Genomic DNA, 15,988 nt, shown 5'->3' on the forward strand with positions numbered 1-15,988 from the left:
AAGGTGATAGTTATTTTCAAAAAAGAACTTCTAAATTTGATAGATAATGAGTTAAAAAAGTATCTAAATAAAGATGACAATCTATACAATGCATCTAAGCATTTAACATTTGCAGGTGGTAAAAGAATAAGACCTTATCTAACTCTTTTAGTCTATAAACTAAAAAAAGATGATTTAGAAAAGGCATTACCTGGGGCTGTTTCAGTTGAATTAATACACAACTACACTTTAATACATGATGACATTATGGACAATGATGATTTAAGAAGAGGAAAACCAACAGTTCATAAAGTTTTTGGTGTCCCAATAGCTATTTTAGCAGGAGATTTATTATATGCTAAGGCATTTGAAGCTATATCAAATATAGAAGATAATAAAAAAGCTCATGAAGTTTTGAAAATTCTTTCAAAAGCTTGTGTTGAAGTATGTGAAGGACAAGCCATGGATATGGAATTTGAAAGAAGATTTCCTAATATGGATGAATATTTAGAAATGATAAGAAAAAAGACAGGAGCTTTATTAGAGGCAAGTGCAAAGATTGGAGGAATTTTAGCAGATTTCAATGAAGAGGAGTTAAAGGCAATAGAAGAATATTCAAAATTAATAGGGTTAAATTTCCAGATTCAAGATGATATTTTAGATTTGATAGGGGATAAGAACAAAATAGGAAAACCAGTAGGGAGTGATATAAGAGAAGGAAAAAAGACAATAATTATAATACATGCATTAGAAAATTTGGATGAAGAGAAAAAAGGAAGATTATTAAGTTTATTAGGCAAGAAAGATATAACAGATGAAGAGATAAAAGAAGCAATTGAAATATTAAAACCATCAATTGAATATGCTAAAAAACTAATGGAAGAAAACAATAAGAAGGCATTAAAAGCTTTAGAGATATTTGATAAAGATAGAAGAAAAGATTTAGAAGATTTAGCCAACTTCATTATAAGTAGGATATATTAAAAATTTTTTATTGTGATATCATGAAGTTCCCAGAGTTGTATGTAGAAAATCCAAAAAAACATGAGAATAAGAGAGTTGTTATAGAAAGAGATGGAAAAATTATAAAATTTTTAGATGAAAATGAAGACTATAAAGGAGATGGAAAAGTTCTATATAAAATAATATATGATGACTTTCCAAACTATATTCTTATGAATGAACTTCTTTCTGATATCTTGCTTTATTATGAAGTTGGGGGAGCTAAACAAATAATATATCTAAAAAAAGGAACTAAACTTTTAGAAATTATGGCTGAGGGTTATAAAGTTTATCCAATTGTTGATTTTGGATGTAGAATTTTAGAAAATCATAGATTAGCAGCTATTCAAACAGGTAAAGGAGAGATTAGATTTGTAAATACTCCTGTAACTGGATTAGTTATTTTCTTAGAGGAAATCCCAACAAAATCTGGGAGAGAAAACTATAAATTTTACATACTCCCAGATAAAGAAATTGAGGTTTAATTATGTTTGTTGCTAAACTAATAGCAGTATTTACTGTAAGAGAGGCTATTAATTCAGGATATGAAGAGTTTATAAAGTTGAGAGCAATATATGAAAATAGAAAATATAAAGATAATGATTATGTAGCTCTATTCAACATAGAAGGCACTACAAGCTATCATGTATTTTTTATAGATAAGGATACTAAAATTGAAGATATTAAGAATGAGTTTGGAGAGTTAAATGTTATAATTAATTATGATTCTGAAAAATCTTTAAAAAGATTTATAGATGGTTTGAAATGAAAGATACAAGGGGATTAGATAAAGTATGGGTAGTTTTGTCAGAGTTGGCTGCTGAGTTAGTTAAAAAAGATATAAAAGTTCCTGAGATTGTTTTTGAAAAGTTGAGGTTATCAAAGGCCATATTGACATACTACATTTTAGATGAGCACACAACAGTAAAAACTTTGGCTAAAGCTGAAAAAGAATTAAATTATGCTCAATCTTATTTATTTTCCTTGTGTGATGAAGAATTAATGAACAAATATTTAAAAAAGTTAGAGAAAGCAATAACTGGAGAGTTAGATGTAGAATTTCCTTTACCAAAAACAAAATTTGATACAGATGTTAAAAGAAGAGGTAATGTTGAAAGCATAAGAATTAAATTACTCAAATATATTGAAGAAGAGAGAGCTATTGATTTAGGAGAATGGCATGGTGTTATATTTGAATATAAAGATGATGAGAAAGTAGTTATTGAGGGAGATATAGAGAGAGTAAAAAGAGCACTAAAAGATTTTGGTATCTTATTAAAAAAGAGTGACTAACATTATACAACTCTTGTCTTTTTAACAATAAAAACACAATATGGGTCTCCTACACTAATACATTTTTCTTCAACAACTTCAACAATATATTTTCTATCAGCTATATTTTCTAAACATCCAGCTAAGAAACCGGCAGTTATATAACACACAGGTTCATTAGACCTATAATTTAAGGCCTCCTTATTATTTTTGACAGTAATCATTAATGGCTCTGACATTTCTATAGTAACTTCCCCAAATTCTTTTTTCATAAATTCTTTCATTTCATCATAATTTTTTAAATTTAGAAATAATGCATAATTTTTTCCTAAATCATAAAATATTTTTTTAATATTACTACCAAAATAAAATTTTCTTAAATAATCTTTGATATATACAACTAATGGAGGGGCTCCAGTAAAATAAAATTGCTCTTTCTTTTCTTTGGATATAGGTTCAGTTTTTGACACTATTATTGATGATTTAAATTCCTCTTCTTTTAATTCTTTTTCCAATTCTTCTAATGGAGGATATGCTTCTAAAATTAAATCATGTAATCTTGTACCTTCAGTTAATTTTAATACTTCTTTTAATAGTTCCTTGTCATCTTTATATTTTTCAAGTAAGTTTTTCATCATTGTTAGTTTAATACCCATAAATTTAGCTCTGTTATCAATAATTTTGAGCATCTCTATAAGCTTTATAGGTGTTACCATCTCTATACCCCTTTTCATATAATAACAAAATTCAATAATACAATGTTGCATAACAATTAATAATAATTAAGGTTTAGAATAATATAAAAGCTATACCAATATTTTAAGTTATCTATATTTTTTATATTTTTTTTATATTTATTCTTTATATTCTTTATTAAAACTATTTCTATGTAGTCATTATTTGGATATTAGAATAATAATCTAATTCCTATTTATAATTTTTTATTTATTAAACGACATATTACTAATTCAAATTAACAAATTAATACCTTCCATAACTGCATTTATTGAAGCTCTTATAATATCTGAATCAGATTTTTTAACTTCAACAATATCAGTTCCTTTTCTTAATTTTATAGAAACTTCAACTAATGCATCTGTTCCTCCACCAATAGCATTGACTTTATACTCCTCTAATTTTATATCTGCCACTCCACTTAAAGCCTTTTTAACAGCGTTTATAGCAGCATCTACTGGTCCTACTCCATAAGCTGTCTCTATCAATGTTATATTTTCTCCTTTGTAGTGAAGTTTAACAGATGCTATTGGAGTTATTTTATTCCCAGATACTACTGTTAATTCATCTAATTTTATCTTTTCCTCTGTTGCTCTTCCTAATACTTCATTAACTATAACCATTAAGTCATGGTCAGTAATATATTTCCCTAAATCACCAAGAGTTTTTATTTTTTCATATATCCTGTTAAGTTCTTCTTCTGAAACTTTAATACCCATTAGCTCTAATTTATATTTTAAAGCTTTTCTTCCTGAATGTTTTCCTAAGATTATTCTTCTTTTATTTCCCACAATTTCTGGAGATATTGGTTCATAAGTTTTAGTATTTTTAATTAATCCATCTACATGAATTCCTGCTTCATGGGCAAATGCATTATCACCAACTATTGCCTTGTTTGGAGGAACGGGGAGATTCATCAATCTTGCTACAACTCTTGAAACTTCATAAAGCTTCTCTAACTTGATATTTGTATCATAACCATATAAAAACTTCATTGCACATACAACCTCTTCCAAAGCAGCATTACCAGCTCTCTCACCAATTCCATTTATTGTAACATGACATTGTTGAGCTCCAGATATCAGAGCTGAGCAAGTGTTTGCAACAGCTAAACCAAAATCATTGTGACAATGAACAGACACAGGAAGAGAAATTTCTTCACATATTTTTTTAAATAGCTCTTGTGATTTTTGAGGTGTTAAAACTCCAACAGTGTCACATACACACACTCTATCAGCTTTTACTTTCTCTCCCTCTTTGAACAATTTAATTAAAAAGTTTATATCTGCTCTTGTAGCATCTTCTGCTGATAACTCTACAATTAATCCATGGTCTTTTGCATATTCAACAGCTTTAATTGCAGAATCTAAAACTTCCTCTTTTGGTTTTTTTAACTTATATTTTATATGAATATCTGAGGATGGCACAACTAAATGCACACTATCAACTTCACACTCTAATGCTGCATCAATATCCACAGGTAGAGCTCTAACAAATGAACATATTTCAGCATTTAAATTTTCCTTAACTATTAATTTTATAGCTTCTCTCTCTCCTTTTGATGTTATTGCACTTCCAGCTTCTATTACATCAACTCCTAACTCATCTAAATGTTTTGCTATTTCCAATTTTTCAGATGGTGTTAAAGAAACTCCAGGTGTTTGTTCTCCATCTCTTAATGTTGTGTCAAATACTCTAAATTTCATATTAAGTCCCTCTATATAACTTTATTAAATACAGAATCAGCTGATTTTTGTGTTAGTTCATAAATATTTATAGTATTATCAGAAATCTGCTTTAAAGTTGTTGATATTCTTGTATTGATACATATTGAGTATATTTTTATATTTTTTGATTTTATGATGTTTTTTATTTGCTCTATATCATCTAATGATAAATCATATTCTCCATCTGTAATAAATACAATATCACCATTATAAGACAAAGCTTTTTTTAAAGGTTTTTCAAAGTTAGTTCCACCACCATAAAATATAGAAGCAATATATATAATATCATCAAAGTTTATTTTTTCATATTCCAATATCTCCCTAACATCATCATCAAAAATAATTATTTTACATTTTCTTTTTTCTTTTATAGCTACCTCTAACAAACTTATAGTTATTGCTTTTGCCCAAAGCTCTTTATTGCCTCTCATTGAGCCACTTAAATCCAAACAAATTATAAAATCACCAACATTTTTTGAGATATCTAATTTATAGTTTAATAGCTTTTTCTCAGTATATCTCCTTAAAAAGTCAAGATATAAGTAATCATCAGTTAAATTTTTTAATTCTGAAAGTATGAGATTATTTAAACTATCTCCCAAAGTTATTTCATATTTCTCTTTTGATGTTTGTCTTATTTTGTATCTATATTTTGATAAAGCTATTTTTCTAAATTTTCCAAGAATTTTAATAAGTTCTTTTAGTTTTCTGTTTTTTGCTATCTTTTTAGAGAGCTCTAACTTATTTTTAGGATTTAAATAAGTTTTATCACCTTGTCCATATCCATAACTAACAGACAATAGACTTTCAAGATAATCCTCTAAATCTTCAATTATCTCATTTATTTCCTTTCTTTCTTCACTTATTTTCTTACAAAAATAGTCAGTTGCTAATATGGAGTAGTATTCACTCAAAGTAGTTATATTTTTTATATTCTTAAATTTTTTGTTTGATTTTATTTTTTCAATTATCTCATTGTTCCTTAAAATTTCAATGTTGTATTTATAAAATAGATAGAAGATATTTTCCATTAAATCCTCATCTAAATAGGGATTAATTGAGTCCCTATATTTCTCCCATATTAGTTTATCATATCTATCATGCTTTATAATTATCATATTAGCTCCCAAATTACAAATATATGTTATAAATATATGCTATTATTTTAATATATTGTCTTGTATTTTGTAACTGACAGTATGATTACGGTATTCCTTTCTTTATTTAACTGATAGTGTGAATTCTTATTATCGATTTTAAAACCAAAAAAATAAAATAGTATCGATTTAAATACACTACTAAAAACATATGAAACTCCCATGCTAACCACACTTAAAGAATTACTCGTTAATGGTTTAAATACTTTAGGTATAGCCAATTCGGATAACTTGGTAGATTACTGCTTGGTTAGAACTTTAACCGAGATAAAGACAATTAAAGCAATATCTGGAGAGATTTTAGAAATTCATCGAACAACCATAATCAAAAAACTTCAAAAGCTATCGGAAATTGAGAACTGCTTTTATACTCATCTACTAAACCTTCCCAACATTTTAAATAATCGTAAATTTAAATTTTCAATAATAATTGATTCAACCTTATTGAGAAGATATAGTAAAAATGTATTTGTTTGGCAGTTCTATTAGATACAATTACGTAGAAAATCATAAAAAATTATATCAAGAACAAATAAACTGCTGTATTTTTAATAAAAAAAAGGATTATACGATATACACCACAATAAAACCAAGGAATATTAAATCGACTGATGTATATTTAAGAATTATAGAATCAATATCTAAAATTATTAAGAAAACGGTCGTTGGTGATGGTTTTGTAACAATAAAGAAAATTTTAAGGAGATGTAATGAATTGGGAATCAATTATATTGGTAGAATCAGAAAAAACATAAAAATTGAAGTTTTCGGTAAAGATGTTAAAATAGAAGATATGTTTAAAAAGGACTTCAACGAAAATAAAGCTAAATTTTGTGATTTTCTTTACATAAATTATTTATAATACCTAAAATAAAGTTATATAACGTTACTGTATCATACTTCCTATATCTTCTATTGTATCTTTTCCAGTATCCGGGTCTTTTTTTGCATTTTTCTTCACTCATATTTTTTATTACTTCATTATACATTTTTATGTTTTTTCGACAACCTTACACATATAGAAATTATTTTTTGTTATTTTTTGGTGAGAGTATGAAAGTTGGAATTACAGCAATAGTTCCACCTGAGATTATTTACGCAACAAATCATACACCTTTAGATTTAAACAACTTTGTTCCACAATCTAATATAACTCCAAAAAATAAACTATGTGCCTGGACTGCTACATGGAGGGACTTAATTTTAGAGGATAAAATTAAAATTGATAAATTAATTGTTGTTGCAGGTGGAGATTGCCAAAATTCCCTTGTTGATGCTGAAAAGATAGAATTAAAGAAAAAAATTCCAACACATTATTTCTTTTATCAATTTGGAGATAAAAAGCACTTTGAAAATGAAATAAAAAAACTTATTAATTTTTTAGGAGGAGATGTTGATAAAGATATTTTAAGAGAAGTTTACAAAATAAAGAAACTTGTAAAAAAAGTCGATGAATTATGCTACAAAGACAAAATAAATGGGAAAGATGCGTTTTATACTATAATCTCTGCAAGCGATTTAAAAGGAAATCCAGACGTATATAAAAAAGAAATCAATAATTTATTAAACAAAGATGAAAATGTCGAATATAGTCATAGAATTGCTATAATAGGAATTCCTCCAATTTTTATAGATTTTTATGAATATTTAAATGAAATAAATGTACATTGTGTTTATAATGAGCTACCTTATGAGTTTATAAGAATGGGAGGATATTCAATAAAGAGTATTGTAGATACATATTCAACATACACATTTGCTAACCATATAAATAAAAGGATAAAGATTATAAAGAGAGAGCTAAAAAAAAGAAAGGTCGATGGAGTAATTCATTATACCCAAATGTGTTGCCATCATAAATTGGAAGATGAAATTCTCAGAGAATTTATTGATTATCCCATGCTAACAATAGAGGGGGATATTCCTCAAAAAACACCTGAACAAACAAAGTTAAGGATAGAAGCATTTATAGAATTGTTGGGATAGCCATGATAGGTATTGATGTTGGTTCAACAAACATAAAAATCGTAGACGGGAAGAGTTTTAAAAAATATCCAATAATTAAATTAAATGAAATATTAGAAAAATATAATAATGAAGAATCTTTTGCGACTGGATATTTTAGAAAGAGATTTAAAAATTACATAACTGAAATTACTGCTGCTATATATGGAATTGATAAAGATGTTGAAGTTATAATCGATATTGGGGGACAAGATACAAAGATAATAAACACAAAAACATTAGAGTTTATAATGAATGATAAATGTGGAGCAGGGACTGGATTATTTTTACAAACTATAGCAATGTATTTAAATGTTCCTATCGAAGATTTTGGAAAATATTATTCAAAAAATCCTCTAAACTTGAATAATACTTGTGCTGTTTTTTCAATTTCAGAAATAATTAACTACCTCGTGAGTGGCTATACTATTAAAGATATTATAGCATCTGTAAATTACACTATAGCAAAGAAAATAGCTAATATTAATCCCTATGAATGTGAAACTCTTACTCTAATTGGTGGAGTTGCAGAAAATAAAGCATTTGTGAGATATTTTAAAGAAATTACTGAGAAAGAAGTTTATGTTCCTAAAAATCCGCAATTTATAAATGCAATAGGGGCGAGAAAATATGGAATTAAATACTCAACAAAAAATCATCTTTGAAATTTACGATTTATACAAAAAATTTGAATTAATTGAAAGTAATAACAAATGTAAAAAGCTATCTAAAAGAATAGAAAAAATTAAAAATGGAATTGTAGTTAAAGATATTTATGATGTTAATTATGTTGATAGAGTTCAGGAGATTTTATTAAATTACAGAGAAATTTGGGGTTTTATTTATAAATCATCAATAAAACAGTGGATTGCAACATCTAAAACTATAAATGTAGCTGGAATTTTTTATAAGGATGATTTAATTGGAGTTATGGTTTATGGAGAGAGACCAAATTATTTGAAAATTAATTACATTGCAGTAGATAAAAAATTTAAAGATAAATCTCTTGGAGGATATTTTATTCAATTTTTAGAGAAAAAAGCTAAAAAATTAAAAAAGAAAAAAATATATGCAGAAGTTCCAAAAATAAATGAGAATGGACTAAGATTTTTTATAAAAAATAGATTTGTAATTGAAGGAATTTTAAAAAATCATACAAGAAGGGACAAAGATTTAGTTTTAATGGCTAAATATTTAGAGGGATAAAATGGTGGAATTTTTTGCATCGTTGACCATTTCTCCAGGACAAATTAGAAAAATGGTTGAACTTTTAAAGAAACACGAACCAAAAAAATGGGCTTTTGAAAATGTGATTTTTACACCGATAGTTTCATCAGAAGGGACTATAAAAGAAATTAAAAATTTAAAAAGAAAATATAAAACAACTATTATGTTTGATAGTGGTGGTTATTATGTTCAACAGGGAAAGTTTGAAATATATCAACTGTTTTCCTTTTTAAGGGAATTTTATGAAAACAATAAATGGGGAGATTGGTATGTTCTACCAGATTCTCCACCAGTGTCATCTGATAGTATAAATATTGCTTGGGGAAAAGTCCATGAGACAGTTTATTTTGCAAAGAGTTTTGCAGAAGAATTTAATGGAAAAATAGAGAAAAAATTTGTTCCTGTTGTTCAGGGCATTAATGAAGAACAAATCTATTATTGTATCAAAAATTATGCTGATTTGAATGTTAAAAGAATAGGTTTTGGAAGTTTTGGAACTTGTGGAAAGAATAATCAGATTAATCGACTAACAAAAGAAAGTTTAGAAAACTTAAAATATTTGTCTATGTTAGCAAGAGATTATGGATTTGAGTTACATGCCTTTGGTATTGGTGGAGGAAGTTCTGTAAATAAAATTAAAGACTATGTTGATAGTTTTGATAGTAGTGGTTGGGATAAAGCTGGAGGATTTGGAGACATATTTTTTCCAGGTTCGAGAACTATTAACATAACTGGAAAATCTGGAAGAATATCTTCAAAAAATTACATAGGTTATGAAGATATGATTGAAAATCTTAGAAATGGGCATAGGTGTTATTTTTGTAAAAATATTGCCAATCTAAAAAAATATAAGATATATCGGTCATTACATAATATAATAGTGCTTTATGAAATGGTGAAAGAATGAGTAGGGGATATCACATTCAACATAATGCAAAACCATCAATTATTAGAGAATTTATTGAATACAGTCCAAATGCTAAAAAATCAGAACTTAAAGAAGTGTTTTTAAATATAAAACCCAGCATTATAGATGATAATTATACAATTATGAATAAACTTATTAATAGAGAAGATAAAAATGAGATTGAAAACCTTTTGAAAATGGATGAGGTAATATTTAATAATTATCTTCATTATAAGCTCTATTCATCATCTTTACCAATTGGATGGTCATATAGAAGTGTAATTCATATATTATTTGAAGAATATAAGGATAAAAAAATAAATTACAACGATATTGAACAAAAAGTTAAAGATAAAGCATTTAATGAAGGTTTGGGAAGTATATCATTTAGTAGCAATAGTGTTCGTGGAGCAATTAATTTTATTAAATCTTTATACCCTTCTCCAATAGATGAAAATAACATATTCAACCTCAGAGATTATTGTCAACCACATCTCTTATTATGGGGAGTGGATTATCTTTATAAAAAACAATGGGGAGAGGAATATGGTTCATTAATGCTTTTGGATAGTGAAAAAATTGAAGAACTTTGTAAATTTTGTTTAATTGATGAAGATGTGTTGGACAATCATTTAAAGGAACTTGGATTTATGTATGATTTTGTGGAAATATCGATAAAGGCATTTGGGAAGTATATAAGATTAAAAAGAGCTTGGAGTTTTAATGATATCTTATAAAAGGGGAAAATAATGGATTATATTGTACTAATAAACTATATCAAAAATAATTATTCTTTTAATTGGCTAACAAATAGTCAGAAAAATGCGTATAATATATTAAAAGAGTATCTTATTTATGATGATGTTATTAATCTTTATGGAAAAAGAGGAGTAGGGAAAACATTTTTAGGATGGGTATTTGCAAAAAATAACAACTTTATATATTTTGAAAATGAAGATGCATTTAGAAATTATAAAGTAAAGACAAAAATAAATGCAATTATTGATAATGGCTCATTGAAGGATGGAAGGGAGATTAGAAGGATGGTCTCCTTAAAAACCAATAAAGTAATTTACATTTCAAGAAAGAAAATTTTAGATTATGGTATAGAGTTAAAGTTAGATTTAAATGATGTAGAACATGTTTTAAATAATCTATCTCCAATTATTGGAGAAAATATAAATACTAACATTCAAAATTTGAAAATAAATGATATCGATTTATGGAACATTTTTAAGGGGAGGGTATATGAATATTAGTGTATTAGAATTTATAATAAATAAAAGTCCAGTAGTAGATACACAATCAGCCGAAAATTTAATAAATGAACCAGATTCAGTTGCAGATAAGTATGAAAATCATTTAAAAACCTATATAAAAGTTGATAATGAAGAATTTGATAAGCGATTTGTGAGAGAAATTAAAAAAGGAAAAACTGTAAAAGGTTATATTTCCGCTCCTTTTGGTTATGGAAAGACAAGTAAAGCATTAAGTTTATGGGAATATTGTAAAAAGAATAACATCTTTTCCATCCCTCCATTTAAATTTGATGGAAAGCTTGATACAATAATGGACGCAGTTTATGGATGGACTAGATATGTTTATAAATACAAATATCCTGAATATGTGGACAAAATTGAAAAAATTTATAGAAAATATAAAACACTAAGTATAGAAAAAGAAATAGATGAACTGGCAAAAAAAGAACACTTAACGAGAGATGAAGCAAAAAGAATAATTAATAATTTCATAGAAAAAGGTAAACTAATTATATCAATGACACCAAAGGACTTGATGAATTTTTTAAAAGAGATGAATGAGATTATAAAAAAACATTTTGATGGATTGGCAATTTTTGTAGATGAAGTGCAAGGAATAAAAAATATGGAAACTATTAATAATTTAAGAAACTTTATTTTCGAACTTAGTATTAACAATATAGGATTAGGTATTTTATTCATAATTCCTGATTATCAAGAAGAGGACTTAAATATAAGAGCAGGAGATTTAATTGACAGATTACGAAAAGATGGATTTTACTTAAATTTAGTAAATATATACAATGTAGATTTTGCAGAAAAATTATGGAAAAAATATGGAGAACTTTTACAATTTAATCCTTATGATATTATAACAAAGGACTGTTTAAGAAGTATTGGAGAAATATCTTCAAGAGATGATTTAGGAAAAGGTCCAAGAACTGTCATAGGGGCATTTAAATGTGCTTGTATGAAATATAAAGAAAAATTTGAGCCATACAATGTGTTTGATTTTGTTAATGATATTTTAAATGGTAAAATCGCATACATACAACAAAAATATTTAGATGCTTTAAATGAGGGGCTATCATTGAAGAAAGTTAATTCCGAAGAAAAAAGAAATGTTATTAAATTATTAGGGGCATTCCCGAGAGGAATAAGTGAAGAAATGATAAAAAAGTATGGCTTATATGATGAGTATGAAGAACTATCAGATGCTTATTATGGAACTGAGATTGTTTATGCACTTGAGGGATATACTCTAAGAGGATTATTAGACGAAACACCAGATGGCTATGTCGAACAGCATATAAGGAAATTTAGAAGTGTATTTGATGAATCTTGGGAGGACGAGATGATTAATGCTTTTATAAATTATATATTACCTGAAATTTTCCCAAAGAAAAAAGGATCTCAGATTGTAGGGTGGAGATTTGATAAAAAATACCCAATAAGTAATGGATATTATCACCAACTAACTGGGACATTTAATCCAAAATATCCTTTTAGAATTGTTGGGATATATTCTTTGAGGAAAGAACTTAAAGAAAAAGAAATGACGCTTATTAAAAATTTGGTTAATAATGAGTCACCAGATGTTGAATTTAAATTTATATTAGATAAAAACATAGAAAATAACGATTTGATAATTAACTATAAAAATGGAGAAGTTATCTTTAAATTTGATGTTTTAAAGAAAGTTGGAGAAGATAAATTACCTGGAGATTTGAAAAAACTTCAACAATATGTTAAACCACAAGAAGTTACGCCAATGTTTATGTTATGTCTTTTAGATTACTTTGACAAAATAAAAGAAAAAGAAGATGAATATGCAAAGTATGGGGGTGAAATTAATGCATTAAGGTCTATTCTTGTAAGATATTTAAAAAGATTTTTGTTTTCTGATGAGTTGGCAGAAAAATACGAGTTAAGGAAAAGACAAGAAAAAATAGTCGAAGAAATATTTAATAGAATTTGTGAATATAAATTTAAAGATTATAGAACATTAATTCATTCTCCAAACTGGCATAGAGATTTAGAGAGATATAGAATTTTATTGGAATCACTTTCAATTTCAAAAAGAAGGGGTGAAGAATTTGAAACTACTAAAAAAGAACTAGTTTCTAAATTGACTGGAAGTAAGAATCCAAGTGTTGCAGGATTCGATGATGAATGTAAAAATGGAAAATGGAAGGACTTGATATATTTGGAATATTGGGGTAAAGGAGAAAAAATTAAGGTTAAATTAAAAAAGCATCAACTTGAAGAAAGGATATTAAAAGAATTCATTGAAAAATGGACACAACCAATAAGTATTGATGTAATAATTAATTATGGAATTAATTTGGGATACATTCCAGAAGAAGTCGAAGAAATTTTAAAAATCCTTGAAAGTAGGAAATACATTGAAATTGATAAAGGATATATATTCAAACTTGAGGAGATAACAAACACTGATGTTTTAAATAAATTTGATGAAATTGAAAAACTTGCGAAGAAAGTTGCCAATCTTTATAAAAAATATGGAAAAGATATCCCAAACATCCCCATAAAATTATCTAAAAAAGATGAAATTAAGAACCAAAATGATTCTGATTTATTATACAAAGAATTAGAACTTTTGGAAAGTTGGGAAAAAACATTAAAAGGATATCATAAGATGATTAAAAATGAAATAGATAAAAATAAGGAAGAACTACTAAATGAAATCATAAAAACAAGGGAAAAAACAGAAGGACTAAAAAAGAAAATAGATGACATAAAAGAGGATATTATAAAGACCCATTATTCATTAGGGGGAATTGTTAAGCATTTAGAAGAACAAATAAAGATAACAAAAAAGAAATGTAATAAGATATCGAGAGATTTATTGGAATTGAGAGAAAAAATAAACTCTTCAAGAGATATTGAAACTCTTGCCGAGATTTTAAATATTGCAAATAAAGAAATGGAACGTTTAAGAAAAGAACATACTGACATTAATGAAAAATATAATAAATTTAAATCTTGGTTAGCAATTCTTAGAAAATTAGAAGAATTACATGAAAAAATAGATTCCTATAAGGATTATATTGATATTGATGAAGAATATGAAAGATTTAACGAACTAATAGACGAAATAATAACTAACTTTGCAAGAGATGGGTGGGATTATCTAAACATGGATAAGGACGTTGAAAAAGATATAGAATTAATAGAAAAAGACATAAAGAAAAAAGAAAGTAATTTAAGAAACGAATTTAATAAGATTCAAGATGAAATAAAAACAAAAATGGTTATCTTATCTCAAACACTAAAATCGTTAGATGTTTCTCCGTATTCATACAGAGAAGCATTTAGTATTGAAGATAGAGAGACAGCATACCAAAATCTTGTAAGAAATGTGAGGTTGTATCTCCAAGAAATTTTAAACAAGTTACATGACTATATTATATCATTAAAAACTGAAGTAGAGGTTAAATTGGGTAATAATGAAAATTATATAACTATACTAAAGGAAATAGAAGATAAATTGGACAATATAAATATAGAAATTATAGAAAAAAATAATTTAATAACTGCTGTTGAAGAAATAAAATCAAATATACTTGATATATGGGAAGAAATAGAGAAGACTAGAAAAGAAATAAAAAGAGAAATTATTGAAAAAAATAAATCTGGTAAGTCAGAAGAAGAAATAAAAATAATAGAATTATTAAACAAATATGGTGAAATTTCCATTAAAGAACTTACAAAACATTTAAACATGCCTATCGAGGGGACGTTAAAATGTCTATTGAATATGGAGAATATAGAAATAATTGTAAGGAAAAGATGGAAAAAATAAAGACTCCATGTTACTTAAAAATAAAACATAAACTTTCACTTCTATTTTCTGATTTTGAAGACATCTCCTATAATGATTTCTGGTTAATGGTAGACAACCCAAATAAAAAACTTCCTCAGAAAAAATTTGTTATAACCGATAAATTTGATTATAGATTACCTATTTATGAAATAAATCATAATCCTTTTACACCAGAATTAAACAAAATTATTAGTGAAAAATATCATCTAATTGAAAAATATGTTAAGACACAAAGAGATATTAAAGATTATATCGTTGATTATGTTAATACCAAAACTCCAAAAACTGTTATTTTGTATCTTATTGATGGACTATCGTATTGGGACTATATAAATGCAAGCATAAAATATAATGTTGAACCAATATTTGTCAATGGAAAAACAACAACCGAAAATGGGCTTAAAAATATTGTTTATGGAAAAAATGGCATACCTATTGCAAAAGAACTTTATAAGTTTGGATATAAAGGCTACGGACAAACTTATTGGAATAGAAAAAATAAATTAACAGATATTTTGTTTAGATACATAAGTGAAAAGAACATTTTTTATTATGATGAAAACATACACGACATAATAGTTAAAAATAAACAATCAAAGAAATATATTCAAATTTATAAAATTGGATTAGATGATGATGCACATAAGTTAAGAGAAGTTAGTAAAAAAAGTATAATTAATAAAATAAAAGAAATATTTGAAAATATAAACATCTTAAGAGATATTCTAAATCAAACTAATCAGCCTTATCTTATAGTAATTACTGCTGACCATGGTATAAAGTGGGATTTTACAAAAAAATATAGAAAAGGTTCTCATGGAAACATTTCATTTGAGGAGTGTTTTGTGCCTTTAATTATAATTGAGGGGTAG

The 15,988-nt window shown here is 26.4% G+C and carries 17 protein-coding genes; 14 read left to right on the top strand and 3 right to left on the bottom strand.

Going from position 1 to position 15,988, the window contains the following annotated elements:
• The first annotated feature begins 6 nt into the window (after positions 1 to 6).
• The 4 genes from ACPB8Q_RS06415 to ACPB8Q_RS06430 are packed head-to-tail and all read left to right on the top strand — an operon-like array spanning position 7 to position 2,274.
• Complete coding sequence (locus tag ACPB8Q_RS06415) at positions 7 to 963, top strand: polyprenyl synthetase family protein (RefSeq protein ID WP_423793424.1); 957 nt, start codon at positions 7 to 9, stop codon at positions 961 to 963.
• A 20-nt stretch (positions 964 to 983) separates the two neighbouring features.
• On the top strand, positions 984 to 1,466 hold the full coding sequence (locus ACPB8Q_RS06420; protein WP_423792357.1) for a DUF2118 domain-containing protein: 483 nt from the start codon (positions 984 to 986) through the stop codon (positions 1,464 to 1,466).
• Between the two features lie 2 nt (positions 1,467 to 1,468).
• On the top strand, positions 1,469 to 1,750 hold the full coding sequence (locus ACPB8Q_RS06425) for a DUF749 family protein (protein ID WP_423792358.1): 282 nt from the start codon (positions 1,469 to 1,471) through the stop codon (positions 1,748 to 1,750).
• Positions 1,747 to 2,274 carry a DUF2096 family protein gene (locus tag ACPB8Q_RS06430; RefSeq protein WP_423792359.1) on the top strand — a complete coding sequence of 176 codons (528 nt, stop codon included), beginning with the start codon at positions 1,747 to 1,749 and terminating at the stop codon, positions 2,272 to 2,274. Before ACPB8Q_RS06425 ends, ACPB8Q_RS06430 begins: the two co-directional genes overlap by 4 nt.
• Before the next feature lie 2 nt (positions 2,275 to 2,276).
• Here the strand turns inward: ACPB8Q_RS06430 and ACPB8Q_RS06435 are convergent, their stop codons facing one another.
• The 3 genes from ACPB8Q_RS06435 to ACPB8Q_RS06445 form a co-directional block, all read right to left on the bottom strand.
• Positions 2,277 to 2,969 carry a V4R domain-containing protein gene (locus tag ACPB8Q_RS06435; protein WP_423793425.1) on the bottom strand — a complete coding sequence of 231 codons (693 nt, stop codon included), beginning with the start codon at positions 2,967 to 2,969 and terminating at the stop codon, positions 2,277 to 2,279.
• A 252-nt stretch (positions 2,970 to 3,221) separates the two neighbouring features.
• Positions 3,222 to 4,694 (bottom strand): (R)-citramalate synthase, encoded by a 1,473-nt coding sequence (locus tag ACPB8Q_RS06440; RefSeq protein WP_423792360.1) that lies wholly within the window; start codon positions 4,692 to 4,694, stop codon positions 3,222 to 3,224.
• Between the two features lie 11 nt (positions 4,695 to 4,705).
• Complete coding sequence (locus ACPB8Q_RS06445) at positions 4,706 to 5,833, bottom strand: hypothetical protein (RefSeq protein ID WP_423792361.1); 1,128 nt, start codon at positions 5,831 to 5,833, stop codon at positions 4,706 to 4,708.
• Between the two features lie 201 nt (positions 5,834 to 6,034).
• On the opposite strand from ACPB8Q_RS06445, the gene ACPB8Q_RS06450 reads away from it, so the two are divergent.
• The 10 genes from ACPB8Q_RS06450 to ACPB8Q_RS06495 all read left to right on the top strand — a co-directional run bounded on the left by ACPB8Q_RS06450 (position 6,035) and on the right by ACPB8Q_RS06495 (position 15,988).
• Positions 6,035 to 6,361, top strand: coding sequence for a hypothetical protein (locus ACPB8Q_RS06450; RefSeq protein WP_423792362.1), 327 nt, complete (start codon positions 6,035 to 6,037; stop codon positions 6,359 to 6,361).
• On the top strand, positions 6,336 to 6,734 hold the full coding sequence (locus tag ACPB8Q_RS06455; RefSeq protein WP_423792363.1) for a hypothetical protein: 399 nt from the start codon (positions 6,336 to 6,338) through the stop codon (positions 6,732 to 6,734). The genes ACPB8Q_RS06450 and ACPB8Q_RS06455 overlap by 26 nt, the downstream gene beginning before the upstream one ends.
• 191 nt (positions 6,735 to 6,925) lie before the next feature.
• Complete coding sequence (locus ACPB8Q_RS06460) at positions 6,926 to 7,858, top strand: 2-hydroxyacyl-CoA dehydratase family protein (protein ID WP_423792364.1); 933 nt, start codon at positions 6,926 to 6,928, stop codon at positions 7,856 to 7,858.
• 2 nt (positions 7,859 to 7,860) lie between these two features.
• The gene (locus ACPB8Q_RS06465) at positions 7,861 to 8,541 is read left to right on the top strand and encodes an acyl-CoA dehydratase activase (protein ID WP_423792365.1); all 681 of its coding nucleotides are present in this window, start codon (positions 7,861 to 7,863) and stop codon (positions 8,539 to 8,541) included.
• Positions 8,507 to 9,082 carry a GNAT family N-acetyltransferase gene (locus tag ACPB8Q_RS06470; RefSeq protein ID WP_423792366.1) on the top strand — a complete coding sequence of 192 codons (576 nt, stop codon included), beginning with the start codon at positions 8,507 to 8,509 and terminating at the stop codon, positions 9,080 to 9,082. The genes ACPB8Q_RS06465 and ACPB8Q_RS06470 overlap by 35 nt, the downstream gene beginning before the upstream one ends.
• A gap of 1 nt (position 9,083) precedes the next feature.
• On the top strand, positions 9,084 to 10,010 hold the full coding sequence (locus tag ACPB8Q_RS06475) for a hypothetical protein (RefSeq protein ID WP_423792367.1): 927 nt from the start codon (positions 9,084 to 9,086) through the stop codon (positions 10,008 to 10,010).
• Entirely contained in the window at positions 10,007 to 10,747 is a 741-nt protein-coding gene (locus ACPB8Q_RS06480) for a hypothetical protein (protein WP_423792368.1), read from the top strand. Before ACPB8Q_RS06475 ends, ACPB8Q_RS06480 begins: the two co-directional genes overlap by 4 nt.
• Positions 10,748 to 10,759: 12 nt before the next feature.
• Positions 10,760 to 11,269 (top strand): hypothetical protein, encoded by a 510-nt coding sequence (locus ACPB8Q_RS06485; RefSeq protein WP_423792369.1) that lies wholly within the window; start codon positions 10,760 to 10,762, stop codon positions 11,267 to 11,269.
• Positions 11,259 to 15,095, top strand: a complete 3,837-nt coding sequence (locus tag ACPB8Q_RS06490) for a hypothetical protein (protein ID WP_423792370.1) — start codon at positions 11,259 to 11,261, stop codon at positions 15,093 to 15,095. Before ACPB8Q_RS06485 ends, ACPB8Q_RS06490 begins: the two co-directional genes overlap by 11 nt.
• Entirely contained in the window at positions 15,038 to 15,988 is a 951-nt protein-coding gene (locus ACPB8Q_RS06495; protein WP_423792371.1) for a hypothetical protein, read from the top strand. Before ACPB8Q_RS06490 ends, ACPB8Q_RS06495 begins: the two co-directional genes overlap by 58 nt.

The sequence above is a fragment of the Methanocaldococcus indicus genome (assembly GCF_049554935.1).
In the GTDB taxonomy this organism is placed as follows: Archaea; AGJL01; Methanococci; order Methanococcales; family Methanocaldococcaceae; genus Methanocaldococcus; species Methanocaldococcus indicus.